The 21,583-nt window shown below is 65.7% G+C and carries 20 protein-coding genes; 16 read left to right on the top strand and 4 right to left on the bottom strand.

Going from position 1 to position 21,583, the window contains the following annotated elements; all coding sequences use genetic code 11:
* The first annotated feature begins 26 nt into the window (after positions 1 to 26).
* The 11 genes from NSQ78_RS14055 (at position 27) to NSQ78_RS14005 (ending at position 11,744) form a co-directional block, all read left to right on the top strand.
* Positions 27 to 2,489 (top strand): prolyl oligopeptidase family serine peptidase, encoded by a 2,463-nt coding sequence (locus NSQ78_RS14055; protein WP_064239668.1) that lies wholly within the window; start codon positions 27 to 29, stop codon positions 2,487 to 2,489.
* A 221-nt stretch (positions 2,490 to 2,710) separates the two neighbouring features.
* Positions 2,711 to 4,486: a M3 family metallopeptidase gene (locus NSQ78_RS14050; protein WP_223224839.1), complete on the top strand. Its 1,776-nt coding sequence runs from the start codon at positions 2,711 to 2,713 to the stop codon at positions 4,484 to 4,486.
* 132 nt (positions 4,487 to 4,618) lie between these two features.
* Positions 4,619 to 4,963, top strand: a complete 345-nt coding sequence (locus tag NSQ78_RS14045) for a helix-turn-helix transcriptional regulator (RefSeq protein ID WP_064238832.1) — start codon at positions 4,619 to 4,621, stop codon at positions 4,961 to 4,963.
* Positions 4,964 to 5,168: 205 nt separating this feature from the next.
* On the top strand, positions 5,169 to 5,459 hold the full coding sequence (locus NSQ78_RS14040; RefSeq protein WP_061480052.1) for a hypothetical protein: 291 nt from the start codon (positions 5,169 to 5,171) through the stop codon (positions 5,457 to 5,459).
* A gap of 22 nt (positions 5,460 to 5,481) precedes the next feature.
* Entirely contained in the window at positions 5,482 to 5,784 is a 303-nt protein-coding gene (locus tag NSQ78_RS14035) for a hypothetical protein (protein WP_064238831.1), read from the top strand.
* A gap of 65 nt (positions 5,785 to 5,849) precedes the next feature.
* The gene (locus NSQ78_RS14030) at positions 5,850 to 7,094 is read left to right on the top strand and encodes a hypothetical protein (protein WP_064238830.1); all 1,245 of its coding nucleotides are present in this window, start codon (positions 5,850 to 5,852) and stop codon (positions 7,092 to 7,094) included.
* Positions 7,091 to 7,963: a hypothetical protein gene (locus tag NSQ78_RS14025; protein WP_064238829.1), complete on the top strand. Its 873-nt coding sequence runs from the start codon at positions 7,091 to 7,093 to the stop codon at positions 7,961 to 7,963. The genes NSQ78_RS14030 and NSQ78_RS14025 overlap by 4 nt, the downstream gene beginning before the upstream one ends.
* Entirely contained in the window at positions 7,947 to 8,723 is a 777-nt protein-coding gene (locus tag NSQ78_RS14020; protein WP_162272196.1) for a class I SAM-dependent methyltransferase, read from the top strand. The genes NSQ78_RS14025 and NSQ78_RS14020 overlap by 17 nt, the downstream gene beginning before the upstream one ends.
* A 73-nt stretch (positions 8,724 to 8,796) precedes the next feature.
* Positions 8,797 to 10,053, top strand: a complete 1,257-nt coding sequence (locus tag NSQ78_RS14015) for an ABC transporter permease (protein ID WP_339206496.1) — start codon at positions 8,797 to 8,799, stop codon at positions 10,051 to 10,053.
* Complete coding sequence (locus tag NSQ78_RS14010) at positions 10,050 to 11,297, top strand: FtsX-like permease family protein (RefSeq protein ID WP_064238827.1); 1,248 nt, start codon at positions 10,050 to 10,052, stop codon at positions 11,295 to 11,297. Before NSQ78_RS14015 ends, NSQ78_RS14010 begins: the two co-directional genes overlap by 4 nt.
* A 126-nt stretch (positions 11,298 to 11,423) precedes the next feature.
* Entirely contained in the window at positions 11,424 to 11,744 is a 321-nt protein-coding gene (locus tag NSQ78_RS14005) for a hypothetical protein (protein WP_064238826.1), read from the top strand.
* 15 nt (positions 11,745 to 11,759) lie between these two features.
* On the opposite strand, the gene NSQ78_RS14000 is transcribed toward NSQ78_RS14005, so the two are convergent.
* The gene (locus NSQ78_RS14000; protein ID WP_064239666.1) at positions 11,760 to 12,743 is read right to left on the bottom strand and encodes a hypothetical protein; all 984 of its coding nucleotides are present in this window, start codon (positions 12,741 to 12,743) and stop codon (positions 11,760 to 11,762) included.
* Positions 12,744 to 12,881: 138 nt separating this feature from the next.
* On the opposite strand from NSQ78_RS14000, the gene NSQ78_RS13995 reads away from it, so the two are divergent.
* From NSQ78_RS13995 to NSQ78_RS13985, 3 genes are all read left to right on the top strand, one after another.
* Entirely contained in the window at positions 12,882 to 13,847 is a 966-nt protein-coding gene (locus NSQ78_RS13995; protein ID WP_308306350.1) for a DUF2268 domain-containing putative Zn-dependent protease, read from the top strand.
* A gap of 47 nt (positions 13,848 to 13,894) precedes the next feature.
* On the top strand, positions 13,895 to 14,683 hold the full coding sequence (locus NSQ78_RS13990) for an SGNH/GDSL hydrolase family protein (RefSeq protein ID WP_064238824.1): 789 nt from the start codon (positions 13,895 to 13,897) through the stop codon (positions 14,681 to 14,683).
* A gap of 96 nt (positions 14,684 to 14,779) precedes the next feature.
* Positions 14,780 to 15,502 carry a hypothetical protein gene (locus NSQ78_RS13985; protein ID WP_223224837.1) on the top strand — a complete coding sequence of 241 codons (723 nt, stop codon included), beginning with the start codon at positions 14,780 to 14,782 and terminating at the stop codon, positions 15,500 to 15,502.
* Positions 15,503 to 15,505: 3 nt separating this feature from the next.
* Here the strand turns inward: NSQ78_RS13985 and NSQ78_RS13980 are convergent, their stop codons facing one another.
* Complete coding sequence (locus tag NSQ78_RS13980; protein ID WP_012511531.1) at positions 15,506 to 16,051, bottom strand: thioesterase family protein; 546 nt, start codon at positions 16,049 to 16,051, stop codon at positions 15,506 to 15,508.
* Positions 16,052 to 16,120: 69 nt separating this feature from the next.
* Here NSQ78_RS13980 and NSQ78_RS13975 point away from each other — a divergent pair, with 69 nt between their 5' ends.
* Together NSQ78_RS13975 and NSQ78_RS13970 are read left to right on the top strand one after the other, a co-directional pair.
* Positions 16,121 to 16,696 carry a TetR/AcrR family transcriptional regulator gene (locus NSQ78_RS13975; RefSeq protein ID WP_064238822.1) on the top strand — a complete coding sequence of 192 codons (576 nt, stop codon included), beginning with the start codon at positions 16,121 to 16,123 and terminating at the stop codon, positions 16,694 to 16,696.
* A 425-nt stretch (positions 16,697 to 17,121) separates the two neighbouring features.
* On the top strand, positions 17,122 to 17,640 hold the full coding sequence (locus NSQ78_RS13970) for a hypothetical protein (RefSeq protein WP_064238821.1): 519 nt from the start codon (positions 17,122 to 17,124) through the stop codon (positions 17,638 to 17,640).
* 48 nt (positions 17,641 to 17,688) lie between these two features.
* Here the strand turns inward: NSQ78_RS13970 and NSQ78_RS13965 are convergent, their stop codons facing one another.
* Both NSQ78_RS13965 and NSQ78_RS13960 read right to left on the bottom strand, forming a co-directional pair.
* The gene (locus NSQ78_RS13965) at positions 17,689 to 19,797 is read right to left on the bottom strand and encodes a TonB-dependent receptor (RefSeq protein WP_064238820.1); all 2,109 of its coding nucleotides are present in this window, start codon (positions 19,795 to 19,797) and stop codon (positions 17,689 to 17,691) included.
* A gap of 193 nt (positions 19,798 to 19,990) precedes the next feature.
* Positions 19,991 to 21,427: a serine hydrolase domain-containing protein gene (locus tag NSQ78_RS13960; protein WP_064238819.1), complete on the bottom strand. Its 1,437-nt coding sequence runs from the start codon at positions 21,425 to 21,427 to the stop codon at positions 19,991 to 19,993.
* Between the last annotated feature and the right edge of the window lie 156 nt (positions 21,428 to 21,583).

The following is a 21,583-nucleotide window of genomic DNA, read 5'->3' as shown; positions in this document are numbered from 1 at the left end:
TACCCATTCACACCCAGGGGATAATGATGCTGATCCGTCGAACCTCTCTGGCGGCGGCCGTTGCCGTTGCCACCGTCGGCCTGCTGGCCGCTGGCCCGGCGCTTGCCGACTACGCGAAGCCGCCGGAGCACCTGCTCAAGGTGCTGAAGGCACCACCGCCGCCGACGCCGAACGTGGCTCCGGGCGGCCAGCGCCTGTTGCTGACCACCGCGCAGACCTACCCATCGATCAGCCGCGTTGCCCAGCCGTACCTGAAGCTGGCGGGCGTGCGCTTGGAGCCCAAGAACCGCAGCCGCCATGACACCCCCGGCGGCTATGGCATTCCGGCCTGCGTGGCCGACTTCACCCTGGTCGACATCGGCACTGGCAAGGAGACCAAGGTCAACCTGCCGCAGGGCTGCGCCACCGGTGCGCTGTGGTCGGCCGATGGCAGCCAGTTCGCGTTCCAGAACGCGGTCGATACCAGCGTGCAGTTGTGGGTGGGCGATGCGGCGACCGGGCAGGTGAAGCAGGTGCCGAACGTGCAGCTGAACCCGATCTTCGGTTCCACCGTGCAGTGGCTGGGCGGCACCCGCAACCTGCTGGTGAAGCTGGTGCCGGCCAACCAGGGCCCGGCGCCCTCCAATGGCGGCGTGCCGACCGGCCCGGACGCGCAGGAGTCGCTGGGCAGCAGCGGCGAAAGCAGTACCTACGAAGCCCGCGACACGCTGACCAGCGTGCACGACGAAAAGCTGTTCGCCTACTACGCTGCGTCGCAGCTGGCCGTGGTCGATACCACCGCCAACAGCGTGCGTCCGGTCGGCCAGCCGGCACTGTTCAACGAGGTCAGTGCCGCACCCGATGGCGTGCACGTGCTGACCGAATCGATCAAGGCACCGTATTCGCACGCGGTGACCTACCAGCGTTTTGCCAATGACGTGGCCGTGCTGGATATCAGCAATGGCCGCAGCGCGCCGATTGCCAGCCTGCCGCTGGCCGACCGCGTGCCGGTGCATGGGGTGCCGGAAGGTCCGCGTGGTTTCGACTGGCGTGCCACTGATCCGGCCACCCTGGTCTATGCCGAAGCGCTGGACAAGGGCGACTGGAAGGTCAACGTGCCGCATCGCGATCGCGTGCTGATGCTGAAGGCGCCGTTCAACGGCAAGCCGGTCGAGATCACCCGTACCGCACAGCGCTTCGAAGGCTACGCGTGGACCGCCGATCCGGCCGTGGCGTTCCAGTACGAAAACGACGAGAACCGCCACTGGATGCAGACCCGCATCGTCGATGTGGACCAGCCGAAGCAGGAAGGCCGCCTGCTGTGGGACATGTCCAGCGACGAGCTGTACGCCAACCCCGGCAACCTGGTGTTCACCCGCCTGCCGAATGGCGCGCAGGTCGTGCGCCGCGAGGGCAACCATGTGTTCCTCAGTGGCCGCGGTGCGTCGCCACAGGGCGACCGCCCGTTCCTCGACCGTCTGGACCTGGGCACGCTGAAGAGCGAGCGCCTGTTCCGCAGCAGTGCCGACGCCTACGAGCAGTTTCTCGGCTTCAGCAACACGCCGGGCCGCTACCTGACCTGGCACCAGTCGGTGATCGATCCGCCGAATGCCTTCATCCGCCAGCAGGGTGAGGCGGTGGCCGACGCGAAGGCCGGCGAGGCGCAGTTCGCGTCCACCGCCACCGCGCTGACCAAACTGATCGACCCGACCCCGGAAGTGCGCCAGATCAAGAAGCAGCTGGTGACCTACAAGCGCGCCGACGGCGTGGACCTGTCGTTCACGTTGTACACGCCGCCGGGCTACAAGGAAGGCCAGCGCGTGCCGGCCATCCTGTACGCCTATCCGGCCGACTTCGCCAACGCCGCGCAGGCGGGGCAGGTGTCCGGTTCGCAGCAGACCTTTACCCGTCTGCAGTCGTACCGGCTGATGCTGCTGGCCGGCTACGCGATCATCGACAATGCCTCGTTCCCGATCGTGGGTGATCCGAAGAACGCCTACGACACCTACCTGGAGCAGCTGGAAGCCGATGCCAAGGCGGCGGTCGACAAGGCGGTGGACATGGGCGTGGTCGACCGCAACCGCATCGGCGTGACCGGCCACAGCCACGGCGGCCTGATGACCGCCAACCTGATCGCGCACACCACGCTGTTCAAGGCGGGCGTGGCGACCAGCGGTTCGTACAACAAGACCTTTACCCCGTTCGGCTTCCAGAACGAGCGTCGCTCGGTGTGGCAGGCGCAGGATGTCTACCTGAAGGCCTCGCCGTTCTTCTATGCCGACAAGATCAAGCTACCGCTGCTGCTGGTCCACGGCGAGGACGACGCCAACCCGGGCACCGAGCCGTTCCAGTCGCGCAAGCTGTACCAGGCGATCCGTGGCAATGGCGGTACCACCCGTCTGGTGATGCTGCCGAATGAGCCGCACTGGTACACCGCGCTGGAATCGAACGAACAGCTGGTTGCGGAAATGCTGAACTGGTTCGATACCTACGTGAAGAACGCCAAGTGAAGAACGCCAAGGCCGCCTCCGGGCGGCCTTGTTGTATCGGTATGTGAGTGGACAGACGGGCTCGATCCGGAAGCGCAATCGGGAATCGGGAAGCCACGTGCCAAGCGGCATCCGAGTCCACCCGGGCTGTTAAGCTGGGAGAGGAAACCGATCAGGAGACAGCGATGCATCGCAATGGGACGCGCGTCATCACTTTCGTCATCGCGACGCTGTTGGCCGGGATGACACACGGAATGGAAGCGCAGGCCCTGCGGGCAGATGACCACAGCTACTTTGGCAGCGACTCTGTTGAACGTGCGGCATGGCAGAACCTCGAGCGCAGGACCCATGCCCTCAAGGCCCTTCAGGCGCCGCCAGACGTGCGGTTCCAGCAGGCCGAGCAGCTGTATGGCAAGTGCCTCCGGCACCATGGCTACCTGCATCTTCAGGCAGCGCGCAATGCCGATGATGCCCGGCTGGCCAACACCCAGGGCGAAGTCGCCAGCACATGTGGACGCATCGCGGCCATTGCCAAGCAGGCATTGCGTGATGCGCCCGCGCACGCTGCCTGGATCGGGCCGCATGCCGACCTGCGTGAACGGGCGTTGCGGGAGGATGTGCAGCCGGCCAATGCAGCGCTGGCGGATGCAGTTGACACGTTGGCCGACCCGGCGCTGGACAGCTTCGGGCGACTGCATCGGCAGCTGCTGCAGTCGGCGCCCTTTGCGCGCTTCGAGCATGAAGGCCGCACGCTCGACAGTCGCACCGACGCGCGAGCCCTTTCCCGCCTGCCGGATCGTTCAGTGCGCGAAGCGGCATGGCGTGCCTACTGGCAGGGAATGGCGTCGCGGCGCAGCGAAATGGCAACGGTGCTGCTGGGCCTGGCCCGCCTCAACGAGCAAGCGTCTAAACTGCAGGGCGATGGAACTGCGCCTGACCGCAGCTACCGGCACATGGGCCTGGATCAGGCCGCCGTCGACGCGACACTGGCAGCGGTAGCGCGCCACGCGCCGCTGCGACGGAACTATCAGCAGATGCAGTTGACCCATCTTGAGCACATGGGCCAGGCCTCTCCGCAGATCTGGGACATGGACCTGCCTGACGCGGGCTATATCCCTCCGCCGCTTGACCTGGCGCAGTTGCGTGATGCGGCGGCGGCATCGATGCAGGTGCTGGGGCCGGACTACGTGACAGGGCTGCGCGGGCTGCTCGATCCTGCGGGTGGACGCATGGATCTGGGCGGATCGGCAGGGCGGCGCGCGATGGATGCGTTTTCGATCAGCGCCCCCGGCGTGCCTTCGTTGCTGTTCGTCGGCCATCGCCAGGGCGATCTGGAGGGGGATGTCCAGATCGCTCACGAAGCCGGCCATGCCATGCATGGCCAGTGGATGCAGCGCGGCGGCGCATCATCATTCCAGCGCAACGGCAACAAGTGGTTGACCGAGGCCTTCGCCATCTACAACGAGCTGAAGTTCCGCGATCAGCTCTACCGGCAGGCCAGTGATCCACGTGCCAAGGCGTATTACCTGAAGTCGTTGCTCGATGACATCATCCTGCAGCTGTTCGTATCGTCTGAAGAGGCCGATCTGGAACAGTCCATCTATCAGGAAGTGGCCGCCGATGAGGTTGGCAACGCAGACGCGCTTGATGCGCTGACGATGAAGGTACTGGGCAGGTACGGGGGCGCATCGGAGCAGTATCCCGAGCTGCGCAGCACCTGGGTATCCAAGCGGCTGATGTATGAGGATCCGCTTTACCTGGCCAATTACCTGTATGCCGGACTGATTGCGGTGCAGCTCTTCGCACAAGACCAGCAGGATCCGGAGGGATTCAGGGAGCGCTACCTGGCAGTCCTGGGCGAGGGGTTTGATCGCCCGCCGCAGCAGCAGGTCGAGCAGTTGCTGAATGCGAAGCCCGACTGGTCACGCCTGGTCGAGGAGGATCTGGGCGTTTTCCAGCGGTACTTGGCGCAGCTGCAGGGACTGCACGCGGAAATCGAGCGCCAGCGCGGTCGCTGAACAGGCGACGGACGGATGCAGTGTTCACAGAATGCGTCGCATCTGCGTTGACTCGCTCTGGATCATGTTTGACACTCGGGGTTCCTGCCCGTCCTTGGACTTCATGGGTAGATCAGGGAGTTTCGCCGCCCCATGGATGTCAGCACGATCTCTTCACGAATCAGATTGGCCCGTGCCAACTGTGGTTTGTCACAGACCGAAATGGCACGCCGCCTCGGCGTGAACCGTGCCACTGTCGCGCATTGGGAGCGTGAGGAAGGATTTACGCCCACGCTCGACCACCTGCACATGATGAGCGGGGCGCTGGGTGTGGACTTTGCCTGGCTGGCCCAGGGGGAAACCCCTCCCGCCGAACCCGTGGTGCGCGGGTCCAGGGCAAGACTGGAGGAGAAGATGCTCGAGCTCTCCAAGCACCTGCCGGTATCGTTCCTTGCGAGCGTTGTCGCGCTGATGGAAAACGCCGAAACCTATCTCTGATCCAGCACCGGCAGTGTCGTGCTGCCAGGCGGTCGCGCGGTGCGACAGGCCTGCACCTTCGCCGCTGCTGTGCAGCGCACAGCAGCGCGTTTGCTCCCCTTCTCCGACACTGGCATTAATCGATCGCGGTCCGACGTTCGTGCACGACGGACGGAGCGCGACTCGTAGTTGCCTGAAAGTCCATCACTCTGGAGAAAGGTTAGTTATGAGCAATCGCATCAAAACCACCGCGCTTTCCTCGCTTACTCTGATCATTGCCGGCGCTGCGGGCACCGCAGGCGCAGCAGCACTTCCGGCACCGGCCGAGCAGGGCCTGCAGTCAGCCACCGCGATCAACGCCGATCTGGATGCGCTGCGTATGTCCGAGTTCGCAGAACTGCAGGGCATCGCGCTCGCCGGCGGGCACCACTCCGATTCCATCGGTTCCCATCATCATCACGACGCCGTGCCCGAGGAACAGGCCCAGGGCCTGTCCAACGCGCGATTCGACGTCTGAACCAGTCAAAGGGAGCAACATCATGAAGGACAACCGCAACATGCCCAAGGCGCTGTCGGCGCTGACGCTGCTGGTGATCGGAAGCGCTTCAGCCGGTGCCGTGATGGCAAGCGAGGCTCCGGTGGCATCCAGCGCACTGGACCAGGCCACCGCAATCGTGAGCCTGGACGACCTGGCCATGGCCGAGTTCCAGGCCAACGCGCGCGCCAACAACCTGGAAGCGCTGGCCACCGGCCACCACGACGATTCGATTGGTTCGCACCATCATCACGATATCGTCAAGGAGCCGGAGTTGAACGTGGAAGCCACGCGCTTCAACGTCTGACCTGTCGGCCTGCGGGGGACGGTGTCCCCCGCAGCTCTTTGATGCGGGATGCAGGGAGAGCAACGATGAATGCGCAGTTGAAACCGCTGGAAGCCGATGTGGCACGCCCGGCGTGCCTGATGGAGATCACCCGCACAGGTGCCCGGATGGATGCCGTGATGGAAGGCATCATGTGGGCCCGCCTGCGACGCATGCGGACGCGCCTGCAGGAAGCACTGGGGAACGCGGAGCATGGCGTCATCGCTCGCTCCATCCATGCCATCTATGAAGCGCTGCCGGCCGACCGCCAGGCGCGCGTACTGCTCAGTTCCGAGTTCTGCGAGAGCTACATGGCGCTTGACGCCGCTCGCAAGCAGCGGCCGGAAGCCGGCCCCGATGCAATGGCATGGGATGCTGAGAGCGCACGCAATCTGTGTGCCATCCATGATCTCGTGCAGAGAGAAAAGGCGCTGCTGGACCTGGCCTCTGGCTCCACTTCGCGCTACCTGCTTGAGAGCCGCGATTGGGTGGTCGACAGCCCGGTGGGCGATCAGCTCGCCCGCAAGGATGTGCAGGGGCGCTGGACGCTGGAAACACCGCCAATGCTGGGTGATTGCGTTGCCGTCGATCTGCACAGCAAGGTCGCCAGGCACCATGAGCCCCGTTCCGGCGTGCTCAGTCAACCCTGCCTTGCGCTGGATGAGGCGGAGCAGGCGGTCGTGCTCGACAAGCTGGCGCGCGCGCTGGCAGGCATTGATCGTGCGGAGCCACTGTATGGCCTGGTGATCCGCAACTTCGTCCGCCGCATCGTGGTTCGAAAATCCGAGGAATCGACGCCCGATGTTGCGCGCCGTTTCGGATCGGAACATGTGCCGCGCCAGCCTGGTTCCCTGCGCCTACTCAATATCCATCACCCCGAGCTGAGCGTGGAAGCCTGCATGGAAAGCATCATGCATGAGAGCACCCACAACTTCCTTGCCGCGTGGGAGCTAGCCAATGGCTTCTTCGTTGCCAACGACTATCAGCACCGGGTCGTGTCGCCGTGGTCGGGCAATCCGATTCCCAACTCGTCCTACATCCACGCCGTTTTCGTCTACTACGTCTGTCATCGGTTGCTGAAGAGCCACCTTACGGTGGCTGACAACATCGACGCTGCAGCCCGTGCGCATGTCCATCGTCGCCTCGCGGTATGCGCTGCTGGATTCCTCATCGAGCAGGATCTCAGCAGCCGGCTGATGAGTACCCAGCCGCTCAATGCCGACATCGGAAGAATGATGGATGACATGCAGGCGGACATGAAGCGTGAATATGACTATGGGAGGCAGCAATGAAGGCCCGGACCATCGTGTTGTACACCGATCATGCTGATCCAGTCGCGCGCCGGGCGGCGCAGTCGGGGGCAGAGCTGCTGCACCTCGACGAGCTGCTGCCGATGGTTCGCGCTGGAGGCTGGCCAGCGGTTCTGGATTTCGAGCCCAGCGCGGCGATGCGCGAGCAGTTCATCGGCGCACGGGTGGTCAATCGCGTGTTCTCATTGGCCAACACCCACATGGATGGATTCCTGAGGGACAGTGGAATCGATGCACGTTGGCTGCACATCCGCCTGCAGTCATTGCTCGAATCGGCGGCCAGCGTCTGCCACGACACTGGCGTGCGTGGCGTCTCGCGCACACTGATGCCGCTGAACGTACAGTGGTTCGAGCTCAAGCGGATACTTGCCGACATCCAGACGCCCGACTTCGTCTATTCGATCGGGTATGAGGCGCCGGATCTGCGCGGCCTGGTCGATCCTCTGCAGAAGTCGGTGTGGTCACTGTTCGATTGGAAGCAGGAGCGCAACCTGCTGCCGGAAGAGAAACGGCGACACCAGTTCTTCGTTTCGCGGCCGCAGGGTGTCCCGCTGGTGTCCTATTTCTGCGGTGAGTCGGCGCATGGCATCTTCTTCCCCAGGGGCGAGGCGGTGCCGATCGATCTCCAGCGCGTGCATGTCATCAACCAGGCCGCGCGTCGCGCCTTCCGCTCTGAGACGGGGGAGTTGCTGCTCTTCGTAGAGGGCGGACAGCTGCGGTTCCATGCATTCTCGCCCTATCTTCTTTCCGTTGCGGATGAGCCGGCCATGGTGGAGATGCTGGGCAGGTGGCTGGCGGCGGATGATTCCAGTGCGAGGAGCGATGATGCCCGACATGCACACGTGCATTGAGCGTCTTTCCGAGATCCGCGAGCGCATGGGTTGGCTGTACGGCAGCGAGGATCTCTGCGTGCTGCTGTACAGCCTGGTCAAGCGTGCCCGGCCACAAAGAGTGGTGGAACTCGGTACGGGCTTCGGCGTATCTACGGCCTGGATCGCCGCCGCACTGAAGGAGAACGAGACCGGTGTCCTGCACAGCTACGACAATGGATCGCACTATGCCAGCGATCCCGCGCGGCGCTTCCTGGCCGAGCTGGAAGGGCCCTTGCGCACGCTCATCGAACCGGGGCAGGACTATCCTTCGTTTATGTGTGCGCTGTTGGCCTGGGCGGGTGTCGCGGACTTCGCGCAGGTGCATGTCGAGGACATCGACTTCGCCACCATCGCCACCGCCCCGGCTCTAGACGGCGGCATCGACATGCTGTTCTCGGACTTCAACCATTCCCCTGACAGCATCCAGGCCCTTCTGGGTCATTTCCTGCCTCACCTGTCCGCCACTGCGTCGGTGTTCATCGACAGCGCTTCGACCCAGCGCCTGAGCTACCTGACGCTGGAGCGGATCGTCGACGACCTGAACTGCAATAAGATTCCGGTGGGTCTGGCGCGCTGCTGGGCGCCGCAGGAGGCAAGCGCTGCGATCGAACGGGTGCAGCGCTCGCGGTTCCGCCTGATGCATCTCATCGAGGGCCGGGCACGCGCGCAGAACAGCACGGCGTGGTTGAGCATCGAACCGGTGGATGTCGTTCCCACCGTCGCCAAGTTCTTCCATTGAGCTGTCGAGCATGATGATGATGATGACGTACTACCTAGGGCTTGCACGAACCCGCTTGCTGGAAACCAAAGGCATGACGCTGGCACTGGTGCTGGCGTTGGGGCTGGGCATCGGCGCCAGCGTCACCATGCTCACCGTTGTTCGGGCAATGTCCTGGGACCCGCTGCCGGAACGCAGCGGGCGACTGTTCCACCCCTTCCTGGACCCGCTGCCGGCCGGGTACCAGATCAAGGGAGGGCTGGACCCGCGGGTGGCCATGACCTGGCCCGATGCCAGCGAATTGCTGCGCAATGCACCTGCGCAGCGGCAGACGGTACTGGCCGCATGCCGGCTGCTGGTGGATCCGCAACCGGGCGCACCGACGGCATTCTTCGTTGATGGCCAGTACACCAATGCGGACGCAGCGGCGATGTTCGACATGGAGGTGCTGCAGGGACGCTGGTGGTCTGCGGACGATGACCTGCAGCGTTCCCGGGTCGTGGTGGTCAGCCGCACGCTGGCGCAGCGGCTCGGCCATGGAAGCTCCCTGGTTGGACGGACCCTGCAGCTGGATGGGCAGCCCTTCAGGGTGGTTGGCGTGATCGCTGACTGGGTGCCCCGGCCGCGCTTCCACACCGACCTGCAGCAGGAACCCTTCAAGGGGCGCGACGATGTGTTCATTCCGCTGCAGACCGCGGTGGAACTCCAGCTTCGGGTTGCCAACAGCATGTACGGCTGGTCGGGCAACACGCCGACGAACCGCATGCTCGACGCCAGTACGGCGTGGGTCCAACTCTGGGCCGAGATCCCGGACCCGGCCGGCCAGCAGGCGTACCTGCACTTCCTGCAGAACTACGTGCAGGACCAGCATGCGCGCGGGCGCTTCGATCGGCAGACGCCCCCGCACCTGGACGGCCTGCGCAGTTATCTGGTCGAGCGCCGGATCATCCCGGATGAAGTGCGGTTGCAGCTGGCGTTGTGCTTGGCATTCCTGGCCGTCTGCCTGGTCAACATGGGGGCACTGATCTTCGCCCGTTTCGTCCGCCGGACGCATGAGATCGCAGTCCGCCGTGCGTTAGGGGCCCGCCGCATGGACATCATCCTGCAGCTGTGCACCGAAGCGCTGATGATCGGGTTGCTGGGAGGAGGCGTGGGTCTACTGGTCGCACAGGGTGGCCTGTTACTGGTGCGGATGCAGCCGGAAGACTATGCCAGCCTCGCAGTCATCGACCCGACCATGGTGATCGCAACGCCGGTGTTAGCCTGCATCGCAAGCCTGTTCGCCGCCGTCCTGCCCGCGCTGCGTGCGGCATCCACCCGTGTCGCCATGCAGATCAAGGCCGCCGAATGAGCGTTTCACAGATTCCGCTGATTGCCCGTGCGATGAAGAAGAACGGGCTGGTGGCCGGCATCCTGTTGCTGCAGGTGATCATCGCCACCGCCTGCGTCACCAATATCGCCTTCCTGCTTGCGCAGCGCGTGGAAACACTCGCCTACCACACCGGGCTGCGGGAGCAGGGGCTTGGCATCATCGAAACCGAGTTCGTCGGCAGCGCCGCTGCCAATGCCGCTGCCGCGGTCAAGGCAGACATGCAGGTGCTGCGTAACGTGGCCGGGGTCCAGGCTGTGGTGGCGGCGGAGTCGCTGCCGTTGAGCCAGCACAACTGGACCGTCGGTTTCACCAACGTGCCGGTGCAGGGCCAGGACACGGCAGGCATCGTCGAAGCGGAGCCCGCAGTGTATGGGATGTCTGCCGGCGCAGTGCAGGCACTGGGCACGCATCTTGTCGCCGGCCGTGATTTCTCCGCCGCATCATTCGTGCAGACCGAGGCAGCGCAGGACTACGCCGGTCTCTACAAGGCCAGTGAAGCCATCGTCTCGGCAGCGCTGGCACGTCATCTGTTTGGCTCGGCCAACGCGGTGGGCCGCGACCTGTATACGGACGGTATCCATCCATTGCGCATCGTCGGGGTCGTCGACACCCTGTCCAGGCCGGTGCTGCGGACCGATGGAGACAACGACATGAGCCTGCTGCTGCCACTGATTCCCGATGGCACCCGGGTGATGTATGCAGTGCGCAGCGAGCCGGACGCGCTTTCTGCGGTCCTCGACTCGGCCAGCACTGCGCTGGCCGCGCGTGAAGCAAACCGGATGCTGCCCCGGGTCCAGCGCTTCAGCGAACTGCGTGCGGAATACTTCCGGCGTGACCAGACCATGGCGATCATCTTCCTGTGCGCCGGCATCTCGCTGTTGATCGTGACCGGCACCGGCGTGTATGGGCTGGCCAGCTTTTGGGTCCGCAAGCGCTATCCGCAGATCGGCATACGACGTGCGTTGGGTGCCCGCAGGCGCGATGTGATCAGCTTCTTCATGATCGAGAACCTGATACTGACCTTCGTCGGCGCGCTCGCTGGCAGTGTGCTGGCATTGGCGTTGAATGTCTGGGTTTCGCGCTACTACGAGGTACCTCGCATCGATCCCGGGTTCCTGGTGCTGGGGGTCGGGCTGGTATTCGTCCTGGGGCAGCTGGCTGTCTGGGTACCGGCGCGGCGGGCGGCGCGCGAGGCCCCCGTGGCGGTTCTCAACAGCACCTGACTGATCCGAAGAGTGACCTCGTGTCATTGGCCGTTGCGATTGCGTAACCGTATGTGATGCGGGTGCCATGGCGTGCGGAAGCTGCGATACGCTGCAGGCCTTCGTTGTCTGCCATGGGTTTCACCAATGAAGTCCAAACGTGTTGCCGCGGTGTTGGCGCTGGTGATGACGCCGAGCCTGCATTCTCAGTCGCTCCCCTCCGAACTGGCGCAACTGGGCATCGTCGCCGGCATGCCCTACGCCAAGGCCAAGCGCCTGATGGATGCGGCAGGGTGGCAGGCGGGTCCGGTTCAGGACGCGCCTGAGTCGCTCGAAGGCTTTCCGGAAGTCGGATGCCAGAAGGGCGGAAAGCAGTGTGCGACGACCTTCAGAAAGGACGGTCAAGAGGTCGCGGTGCGGCTGGGCACCACCCTGGCCGGGCAGCCGTTCGTGCAGGGCGCGGACTGAGCGCGCCCGTTGCGCTCAGGCAAGCGGTAACCGGTCCTGCGCGCGTGACAGCCGATCATGCAGGTCACGCACATGCTCGGCCTTGGCATGCACGCGGGCAGTGTCGCCGAAGCTGCGCAGGTAGGTGCACGCGGCAAAGCCGGCACTCTTCCTTTCATAGTCGGCAATCCAGGCCAACCGGTCCGGGTTGTTGGCCTGTTCGGCTGACCACGCGGCCACTGGCGGCCGGATGCGATAACGCAGGCCGACGCGCCACGGCTTCGGTGTCAGTCGCGCACGGAAGCAATGCTGCAGCCGGCACATGCGCGCGTACAGGGTGTCGGTGCCCAGTGCCTTGAAGAATGACTGGAGCTGCTCGTCTTCGGGTGAGAACGTGGCATGCATCGCCAGCACGCGCAGCCCGGCCGGCGTGCGGTAGGCACGCAGGTGCCAATCGGGGTGCTGTGCGCTGAAGGCCTCCACGCGCTTCAACGCAAGTCCTTCAACGCCGCCGGCGGCGGCCAGGCGTTGCTTCCGCCGCATCAGCACTGCCGCGTTGACCAGCAGCACTGCCGCCACGCCCAGGACCAAGCCCACCAGCCAGTGCCAGAGCAGGGTGCCGATGACCGCACCGGCAAGCAGCACGACCGCAGCGACGATCGCCGGTATCACGCAACCGGCCGGTGGCTGCGCATGATCGATATCGGCGAACAGCACGTCGGGGCTGTTGAGGCACAGTGCGCCGTAGCTGTTGCGGGTGATGATGACATCGCCATCGCGCTGCACGATCTGCTCGCGGATCGGTACGCCCTCCACGCCGTAGTTGCTGCGGATTTCGCGCCGCGGCAGCGCCTGGCCAGCGAGGATCGCGTTGAGTGCCTCGTTGGCGCGGCGGTCGGCATGCGCCTGCGCCTCTGCAGGGCCCTCGTCGGACCAGCCGAAGCGGCGCACGACCACCGGCCGGCCACGGAAACGGGCCTGCAGGCGGGCTTCGGCCCAGTACGCGGGAACGATCATCATCGTGCGGTGCTCCATCATCCATGGCAGGTGCCAGAGTCAGTCTGGCACAGCCCCGCAGGGCCTGCATGTGCCCGCTGCGGAGGCGCGGGCGGAGTGGTAGATTGCGCGCTTCGCATGCACTCCACCAAGGACGGAGCGATGTCCAGTTTCCTGCGTTGCCTGCTTGCCCTGGCCTGTGCCGGGACGGTCGGCATGGCACAGGCGGATACCCCGTCGGGGCCGCAGATCCTCACCACCGATGCCAGCCGCTTCTACGCGCTCTACGACAGCACTAGCGGCAGGCCCAGTGTCGCCCAGCTGGCCGGCTACCCGGCCGACGGCAGTACGGGCCTGGATGAACTGGCAAAGGCGCGGCGGGTGACGCCCGAGCGTATTGCCGAAGCCATGGCCAGCCAGCCCGAGGTGTATGCGCACGGCCGCAGTTGCCTGGCGGAGCTGCCAGCGGTGAAGCAGCGCCTGGTGCAGGTGTTTGGCAACCTGCAGGCCATCTATCCGCAGGCCGCGTTTCCGCCCGTGACCATCGCGGTCGGCCGTGGCCGGCCGGTCGGGTTGACCTCGAAGAGCGGGGTGATCATCGGCCTGGAAGCGCTGTGCGCGGCGGATTTCATGAATCCCGATGTGCAGGATCGGTTCGTGCACGTGATCGCGCACGAGTACGTCCATATCCAGCAGACCGGCCTCACCGACTTCGAGCCGGGCGACCCGCGCGCGACGGTGCTGCGGGTGTCGCTGGGCGAAGGCATCGCCGAGTTCATCGCCGAGCTGATTTCCGGCAACGTCGGCAACAGTCGCCATGCCGCGTGGACGCGCGGCCGCGAGGTCCATGTTGAAAGCGCCTTTGCGCTGGATGTGGACAGCACCGATCTGTCGCCGTGGCTGTACAACTACAAGCCGGGTTCGCAGGAGCCCTATGACCTGGGCTATTGGGTGGGCTACCGCATTGCCAAGGCCTATTACCTGCAGGCCAAGGACAAGCGCGATGCGGTGCGTGCGCTGATCCAGCAGGACAATCCAAAGGCGATCCTGGCCGCCAGCGGCTGGACGCCCGGCATGTGGATGCCGGCCAAGGTGACCGGCGTGGCGGCACGTTCAGCGGCCCGTTGATCGCAGGTCGAAGCGCTAGACTATCAGCGTGAATAGGGAGAGTCTGCATGCGTAATCCTGTCGTGCTTGCCAGAACGTTCGCCCTTGCCCTGGGGGTCGGCCTGACCGGTCCGGCCGTGGCCGCTGAAGCGAGCGCGGTCAATCCGTTGCTGCTCAAGCCGGTAGTGCAGCTGCAACCTGACGAGATTCGTTTCATGCAGCAGCGCCTGGCTGATTGGCCGCAGCTGCAGCGGTATCGCGACGCCAACGCACGCGTGCCCCCCGCTGTGCCGGGGCAACCGCGTGTAGTGTTCTTCGGTGACTCGATCACCGAAGGCTGGGGCAGGGAAGGCAGCGCCGCGTTCTTCCCCGGCAAGGGATGGCTCAACCGCGGCATCAGCGGGCAGACCACGGCGCAGATGCTGGTGCGTTTCCCACAGGACGTGCTGGCCCTGAAGCCGCAGGTGGTGGTGATCCTGGCCGGTACCAACGACATTGCCGGCAACACTGGTCCGGCCACGCAGGCGATGATCGAAGACAACCTGCACGCGATGGTGGACCTGGCACGCGCGCACGGCATTCGCGTGGTGCTGGCGTCGGTGCTGCCGGTCAGCGAGTACCCTTGGATGCCGGGGATCACGCCTGCGCCCAAGGTGCGTGCATTGAACTCCGCGTTGAAGCGCTATGCCGATGCACAGCATCTGGTCTATCTGGACTACTACGCGCCGATGGCCAACGTGGCCGGTGGCCTCGATCCGCCGCTGGCCGCGGATGGCGTGCATCCCACTGCGAAGGGCTATGCAGTGATGGCGCCGCTGGCGGAGGCGGCAATCAGGCGCGCAATGGCGCTGGAGTAGGCACCGCACCCGCACTGCACAGGATCCAGCCCGCCAAGGTACAGTGGTGCCGAAGCCGGCCACGCAGCGTGGTCGCCAGGGACGATGGGGTGGGTGATGCGGAAGGAATTCCAGGGGTGGCTGCGCCGCAGCGGCGCAACGATGGCCTTGCTGCTGGCCGCCGTGCCGGCGTTCAGTGCAGACACGGCGGCGCCTTCGCCGCTGACGCGTGAACCCGTGGCCGGTGTTTCATTGGCCGAATGGACTGCCCGCTGGTGGCGGTGGGCCGACGGCCAGGGTGGCGCGCCTTACCTCGACCCGGATGGCCGTGTGTGTGACCTGGGCCAGGAAGGACCGGTCTGGAACCTGCCCGGCACCAATGGCCGTTTCCGTCCACACCGCGAATGCGTGGTGCCGGCGGGCAAGTACCTGTTGCTGCCGATCATCAACATGGCGCACTACCAGATGGATGAGGGTGTGTCCTGCAAGGAGCTGCAGGCCGGGGCGGCGGTCAACAACGATTACCTGATCAGCGCGGTGGTGCTGCTGGATGGCCAGCCATTGGGCGACATGCGCAGGCATCGGGTCCGCAGCGAAGGCTGCTTCCGCATGGATGCCGATGACGAACACTCACGGCTGGCCGCCGCTGACGGCTACTGGGTGATGCTCAAGCCGTTGCCGCCGGGCCGGCATACCCTCAGCGTGGGCGCCAACTACGGCGTACCGGAGGGTGGCGCGTACAGCCGCATGCGGCAGTCCTTCGAATACGTGCTGCACGTGGGAGGGCGCACCCAGGTGGTATCGCGCGGACAGCGCACGATGCCAGTGGCGGCTCCCTGAGGCTCAGGCGTCGTCCTGCTTCAACGCCGCATCGGCGGCCAGCAGTGCCTCGGCGGCCGCACTGAGCGGCGGCGACGGCGGCGCGACCACGCCGATCGCTTCCATCATCTTCGGCATGCCCAGGAACTGGCGAGCGCGACGGTCGTAGATGCCGGTGACCAGCAGTGCACGGGTGGCGATCTTCTGCTCGGCGCCGATCAGCACGCGCTGCTCCATGATGCCGCGCGAGCCGACCCAGCCCACCAGGCGGGTTTCCAGAGTGAAGCGCTGGAACGGTTTGAGCTCGCGGCGGAACTGGATGGTGCCGGCACCGACGATCGGTGCCCACTTCTCGCGCAGCGCCACCCGGCCCAGGCCCATGCGCAGGATCAGGTCCAGCCGGCCCAGGTCGAAGATGTTCCAGTAGCGGCCGTTGGTCATGTGCAGGTTGCTGTCCAGATCGTTGGGCAGTACCCGGAACTGCAGCCGCGAGACTCCGAACGGAGCCTCCAGCTTCGGCCGGAACAGGCTGCACAGCAGCAGATGGAGTAGGCGGAACCAGAGATTCATGGCTATGACGACTGTTATAGAACGGCCGGTACGCTAGTCTATGACGACTGTCTTAGCAAGGAGCCCGCCGTGAGCCCGCGACCCTCTGATGCGCCCCAACGCGTGATGGATGCTGCGGCACAGATGCTGGCACGGGTGGGTCTCAATGCCACCAGCATCCGTGAAGTGACCAAGCTGGCCGACGCGCCGCTGGGCTCCACCTACCACCACTTTCCCGGCGGCAAGCAGGAGCTGCTGGCGCGCGCCACCCACATGGCCGGCGACAAGGTCGAGGCGCTGCTGGTGGCGTTGCTGGAGGGTGGGGCGGCGCAGGGCCTGCAGCAATTCCTGGCGATGTGGCGCGAGCGTCTGCTGCGCTCAGAATTCCGCGCCGGCTGCCCGGTGCTGGCCGCTGCCGTGGAAGAGCCGGTGGAGTCCACGGCCAGCCAACCGCGTGCCGCGGCCGCCGAGGTGTTCGCGCGCTGGCACGGCCACCTCGCCTCGGCGTTCGTCGCCGAAGGCCATGCCCCGGCAGCGGCGGGTGAGCTGGCCAGCCTGGTGATCGCCAGCGTGGAGGGGGCGGTGGCGATGTGCCGTGCAGTGCAGGACGTCGGCCCGTTCGACCAGGTGGCCGCGCAGCTGCTGAAGGCGGCCGCGCGTCCTTGATCCGGCTATCCGCGTGCGGGAGACGCGCAGCAGGTCATCGGAAGATCATCACCATCGCGCCAGACGCCGCCTATCACCACCTACGCGTGCCCGGCAAGGATGTCCGCATGCAGTATCAGGTTCCCGACGTTCCTGGCCGCCATGCCTCCCGCCCCCTGGCGGCTGCATGAAGCGCTGGCGCCGCTTTTCACCCAGCCCACTGGCATTGCCGATGAACCGCGGCAGCGAAGCCGTGCGTGCGCGCCGGCACCTGCAGCGGCGCAGGTGGCCACGCCTGCAGATGGCGCTGATCGTGGCTCTGGCCGGTTCGGAAAACGCCCATGGCCCTCTTCGCGGTTTTCGTTCCTCCCCGGCCCTGCGCTATGATCGGCGCAGGGGCCCCGGAACGTGGCCCGGTTTCAACCAACCCTGACAAGGACAAGCGCATGGATGTCGCTGCACGCAGGAACAGGACGTTGTTTCGTTGGATCATGGTGACGTTGCTCGCGGTGTTGTTGCCGTTTGCTGCACTGGCACAGCCCGCAGCCGGGCAGGCCGACGGCGCCGAAGCCGCCACTGCCGCGGAAGAGGCGCGATGCCGCGCCTGCACCTACGATCGTATCGGGCACAAGGTCGATATCGGCCTGGTGGCCCTGGTGTCGCTGCTGGTGGTGGGCCTGCTGGTCGCGGCGTCGCGGGAATGGGGTACCACCTCGCAGCGCTGGACCTGTCGCACCCTGGCCCTGCTGCTGCTCGGTATCAGCGGAGCGTTGCTGTGGTGGGCCGGCAGCATCCTCTACCTGGGCTACAACCCGTGGCAGGAAGTGGCCGCCCCCGTCGATGGCTCGCTCACCTCGACCGTGCTCAATACCTCACCGAAGTGGTTGGCGGCACTGGTATTGATCGGCGTTGCGCCTGCCATCTGGAAGCGCAGCGAGCGCCTGCCGGTCTGGCGAATCGGCTGACCCCGGGGAGCGACGGCGCCGGATTACACCCGGCGCCGCCTGCGGGAATCAGTCAAATCGCCAGCGCACACCTGCATAGACGCCACGGCCTTCGCCGGGTGTCGAACGGGCCACATCCCTGCCGGCATCGTCATAGCCCGGCGTGACCGTGGCGGCATAGTGGCGATTGCCGAGGTTGCGCATCTCCGCCCAGGCCTGCCAGCGGCCACCGGGTGCGTCGAAGCCGATGCGGCTGCCGAAGATCACATGGCTGTCAGCCCAGTAACTGTTGGCGTAGTCCACGGCAATGCGCGAGGCGTATTCGGTATTGAGCGCCGCGTACAGGCCCGAGGCGTGATCGAAGCGCAGCTCGGCCTGATACGCGTGGCGGGGCAGGCCGGGCAGGCGGTTGCTGCCGAAGCGTGCATCGTGGCGGTAGCGGAAGTCGCTGAAGGTGTAGGCCTGGCGCAGCGACAGACGGCCCGATGCTGCCTGCCACAGCGTGCTGTCCAATCCGGCTTCAATGCCGCGGTGAACCGTGGGGCTGGCATTGTTCTCGGCGATGAACAGGTTCGGCACCGGTTGCAGTTCGACGCTCAGCAGTTCGTGGTTCACGTGAGCGTAGTAGCCGGTCAGTTCCCAGCGACCCAGCGCCGCATCACCGCGCGCACCCATTTCCAGCGTGGTGGCGGTCTGGTTCTGCATCGGCACCGGCGCGCGCTGGCGGCCGGTAGACGGGCCATTGCCTGGCCCGAAGTACTGGTTCGAGCCCCAGATCATCGACCACGGGTGCGGCGCCTCCACCGAGCGGCTCAGGTTGCCGAACCACTGGGTCTGGGCGCTGTGTTGCCAGGTGAAGCCCAGTCGCGGTGCGTAGTCCCAGTCGTGGTCGCGCAGGCGGCCGCCGCTGCTTGGCCAGGTCACCTGAACATCGCGGCGGGTGTTGATCAGTGCCAGCGCGGTCTGCATGCGCAGGCGGTCGTTGAAGGCGAGGGTGTTACCGACGTGCAGCGTGCTGTCGGTGCCATGGTGGCGGAAGTCACGCGTGCGCGTGCCGGCGGCATAGCCGTTGCTGGCAAAGCGCAGCGACTCGCGCACATCGGCATCCAGGTCATGGGTGACGCGCAGGCCGACCGTGGTTTCGCTGTCCAGGCCGAACAGCTGGTGGCGATGGCGGTAGTCCAGCGTGGCGTTGAGGTTGGCGTAGTCCAGCTGCTGCCGGTACAGGCTCTCGTTCAAGTCCATCGGGTACGTGTGGTAGACCAGCCCGGCCTGCAGCGAGGAGTCCTCATCGAGCTGCAGCGTGGTGACATTGCCCACCCAGGTGCTGCCCGGCTGCGGGCGGCGCGCATCAATGGCCAGGTTGGCGGCATTCGCGGCATGTGGATCGTTGCGGATCTGATCGCGGGTCAAGCGACCAGGCGTTTCGTGATTGGTTTCGCGGTAGCGCACGAAGAAGCGCGTCTGCAGGTCGGGCGTGATCTGCCAGCCGAGGTTCGCCATCGCACCCTTCCCATCACCACGCGCATGACGCTGATAACCATCGAACTCGGTATCGGTGTAGGCCACGAAGTAATCAACATCGCCGCTCACGCCGCCCCAGCTGACGCCGCGCTTCTGGTAGCCACGGCTACCGGCTTCGTAATGCAGCTGCACGCCCGCCGAATCGCGACCGCTGCGGCTGACGTAGTCGATGGCACCGCCCAGCGCGAGCGCGCCACGCTCGAAACCGTTGGCGCCGCGCAGGACTTCCACGCGCGACAGCCACAGCGGTTCCAGCAGCTCGTAGGGCGTGCCGCCCGGGCCGGTCAGTGGTAGGCCATCGATCGACACCGCAATGCCCGAGGCATGCGCGCCCGGACCCCGGTTGATGCCCGAGCCACGGATCGAGATCTTGGTGCCCTCGTTGCCCGGCGACTGCGCGCTGATGCCCGGTTGATAGGCCAGCACATCCGCACTGGTGGACAGTCGGCTGTCGGCCTTGGCCATGTCGATGACGTTGCTGGCGCCGGGCACCCGCTTCAACGCCTCGCGCGCCTGCGCGCTGGCATCGGCAGCGGTGACCTGCACGGCATCCAGCGTGGTGGCCTGCGGCGCGGCCGCGGCGGTGGAAGCGAGGCCGAGGCAGACGGCCAGGAACAGCGGCGACGGGGTGGGGCGGTACGGCGAGAGCGACATGCGGGAGTGCTGTAAACCACGAAAGTGGCGCGCAAGTTAACGGGTCGGCGGCGCCACGTCACCCACCGACGGCGTATGACCGCCCGCCGTGTTCATGTAGAGCCGAGCCCACGCTCGGCTATCGCGCGTAGCGCGGGTTGTCTGCCATCGCGACGAAGAGCAGCCGAGCATGGGCGCGGCTCTACAGAACGGGCTATCGCGAAGGCTTCGCAAGCGTCTTCGACTTCGCATACAGCCGCTCGGCGGTTTCCTTCTGACCCAATGCCGCATGGCATTCGGCCAGGCTGTCCCACGCGTTGGCCGAATCCGGATACAGCTCGGTGTTGAGCGTGAACACCTTCAGCGCCCTGCCGGCCCCCAGACTCTCGCGGATGGCATAACCACCGGCGTTGATCGCACGTTCCAACCCGTCGCCCGTCACCCCGCTGTCGTCGCGCAACCAGGCGCGCATCGCCTGCGCAGCGGCTGCGTCATCATCCAGCGCGTAAGCGATCAAACGTTCGGACAGCACCGCATGCGGAAACGTCTTCGGCGCAGCCACAGCCATCGTGCTCTCCACCAGCGTGCTGTACCATACGTTGCGGGCACTGCCGTTGGTCAGGTACACGAACACCCAATAACCGCTGGCCAGCGTGTCCTTGTAGGCCAGCCGCGCCCTGACGCGGGTGCCCCCATCGTGGCCGACCTGGGTGTAGCCGTCGCTGCGGGTGGTGTCCCAGCCAGTGGAGAAAAAATTGTTGCCGCCACCGCTCAGTTTCTGCGGCTGCCAGAGTTTTTCCAGGGTCGCCGTGCGCAGCAGCCTGCCGGTCGCCAGCGCCTGCAGGAAACGGTTCATGTCGCCCACGGTGGTCTGCAGATCGGCATGGCCCCAGCCGTAGTTGGGCCAGGGATCTTCATTGGCCGGTTGCAGCGCGCCATCCTTGCCGATGTACGGCACTGCCGCGCGCTGGGCTGGCACGTTGGCGATGCCCCATGACGTGCTGGTCATCTTCAGGGGTTGCAGGATGCGTTCGCGTGCGATGGCCGGGTAGGGCCTGCGGTAATGCGCCTCCAGCAAGGCGGTCAGCACCAGGTAGTTGGCCTGGGTGTACTGCACGCGGCTGCCGGTGGCGAACTGCAACGGTGCCGCGGCGGCTACCTTCAACGCAGTGGCAAGATCCGGCGCCACACCGGTGTAGCCCCTGCTCACCCAGCGGTTGTCCACCCGCTCGTAGTACTCGGCGATACCGGAGCTGTGGTTGAGGAAATCGCGCACACGGATCGCCCGCCATGCGGTTGGCAGGTCCGGCACATAGCGGCTGGCGGGTGCATCCAGATTCAGTTTGCCCTGATCGACCAATTGCATCACCAGCGTGCTGGTCAGCAGCTTGGCCATCGACTGCGCGGCGAAGATGGAATCGATGGTGGCGGGCGCATGGGTGGCGGGATCACGTTCACCGCTGGCGCCCTGGTACAGCACCTGGCCGTTGTGTGCGACCAGTACCGCTTGGCCGGCGATGCCGTAGCGTTCGCGGTTGGCCTGCAGCTGGGCGTCGAGCTGAGTGGAGAGGTCAGGGGTGAGGCCACGCGCCGAAGCGATCGGAACGACGAAGAGGGCGCAGAGCAATGCAGCAACAAAGGTGCGGTACATCGCGGCGATCCATCAGCGGTGATGGCGCATGTTGGTCAGCGTCGGAGGCTGGGTCAAGCATGTGCAGTCGCGCCCATGCTCGGCTGCACGGGCAACGCAGCGTGCGGTGCCGGCCAGCGGCCGGCACTACCACACGTTCCCGGTAGCGCCGGCCGC

Origin of the sequence: Stenotrophomonas sp. FSL W7-1447 (assembly GCF_037966425.1) — a bacterium.
Lineage (GTDB): Bacteria > Pseudomonadota > Gammaproteobacteria > Xanthomonadales > Xanthomonadaceae > Stenotrophomonas > Stenotrophomonas pavanii.
This window is presented reverse-complemented; position numbering and strand designations above follow the sequence as displayed.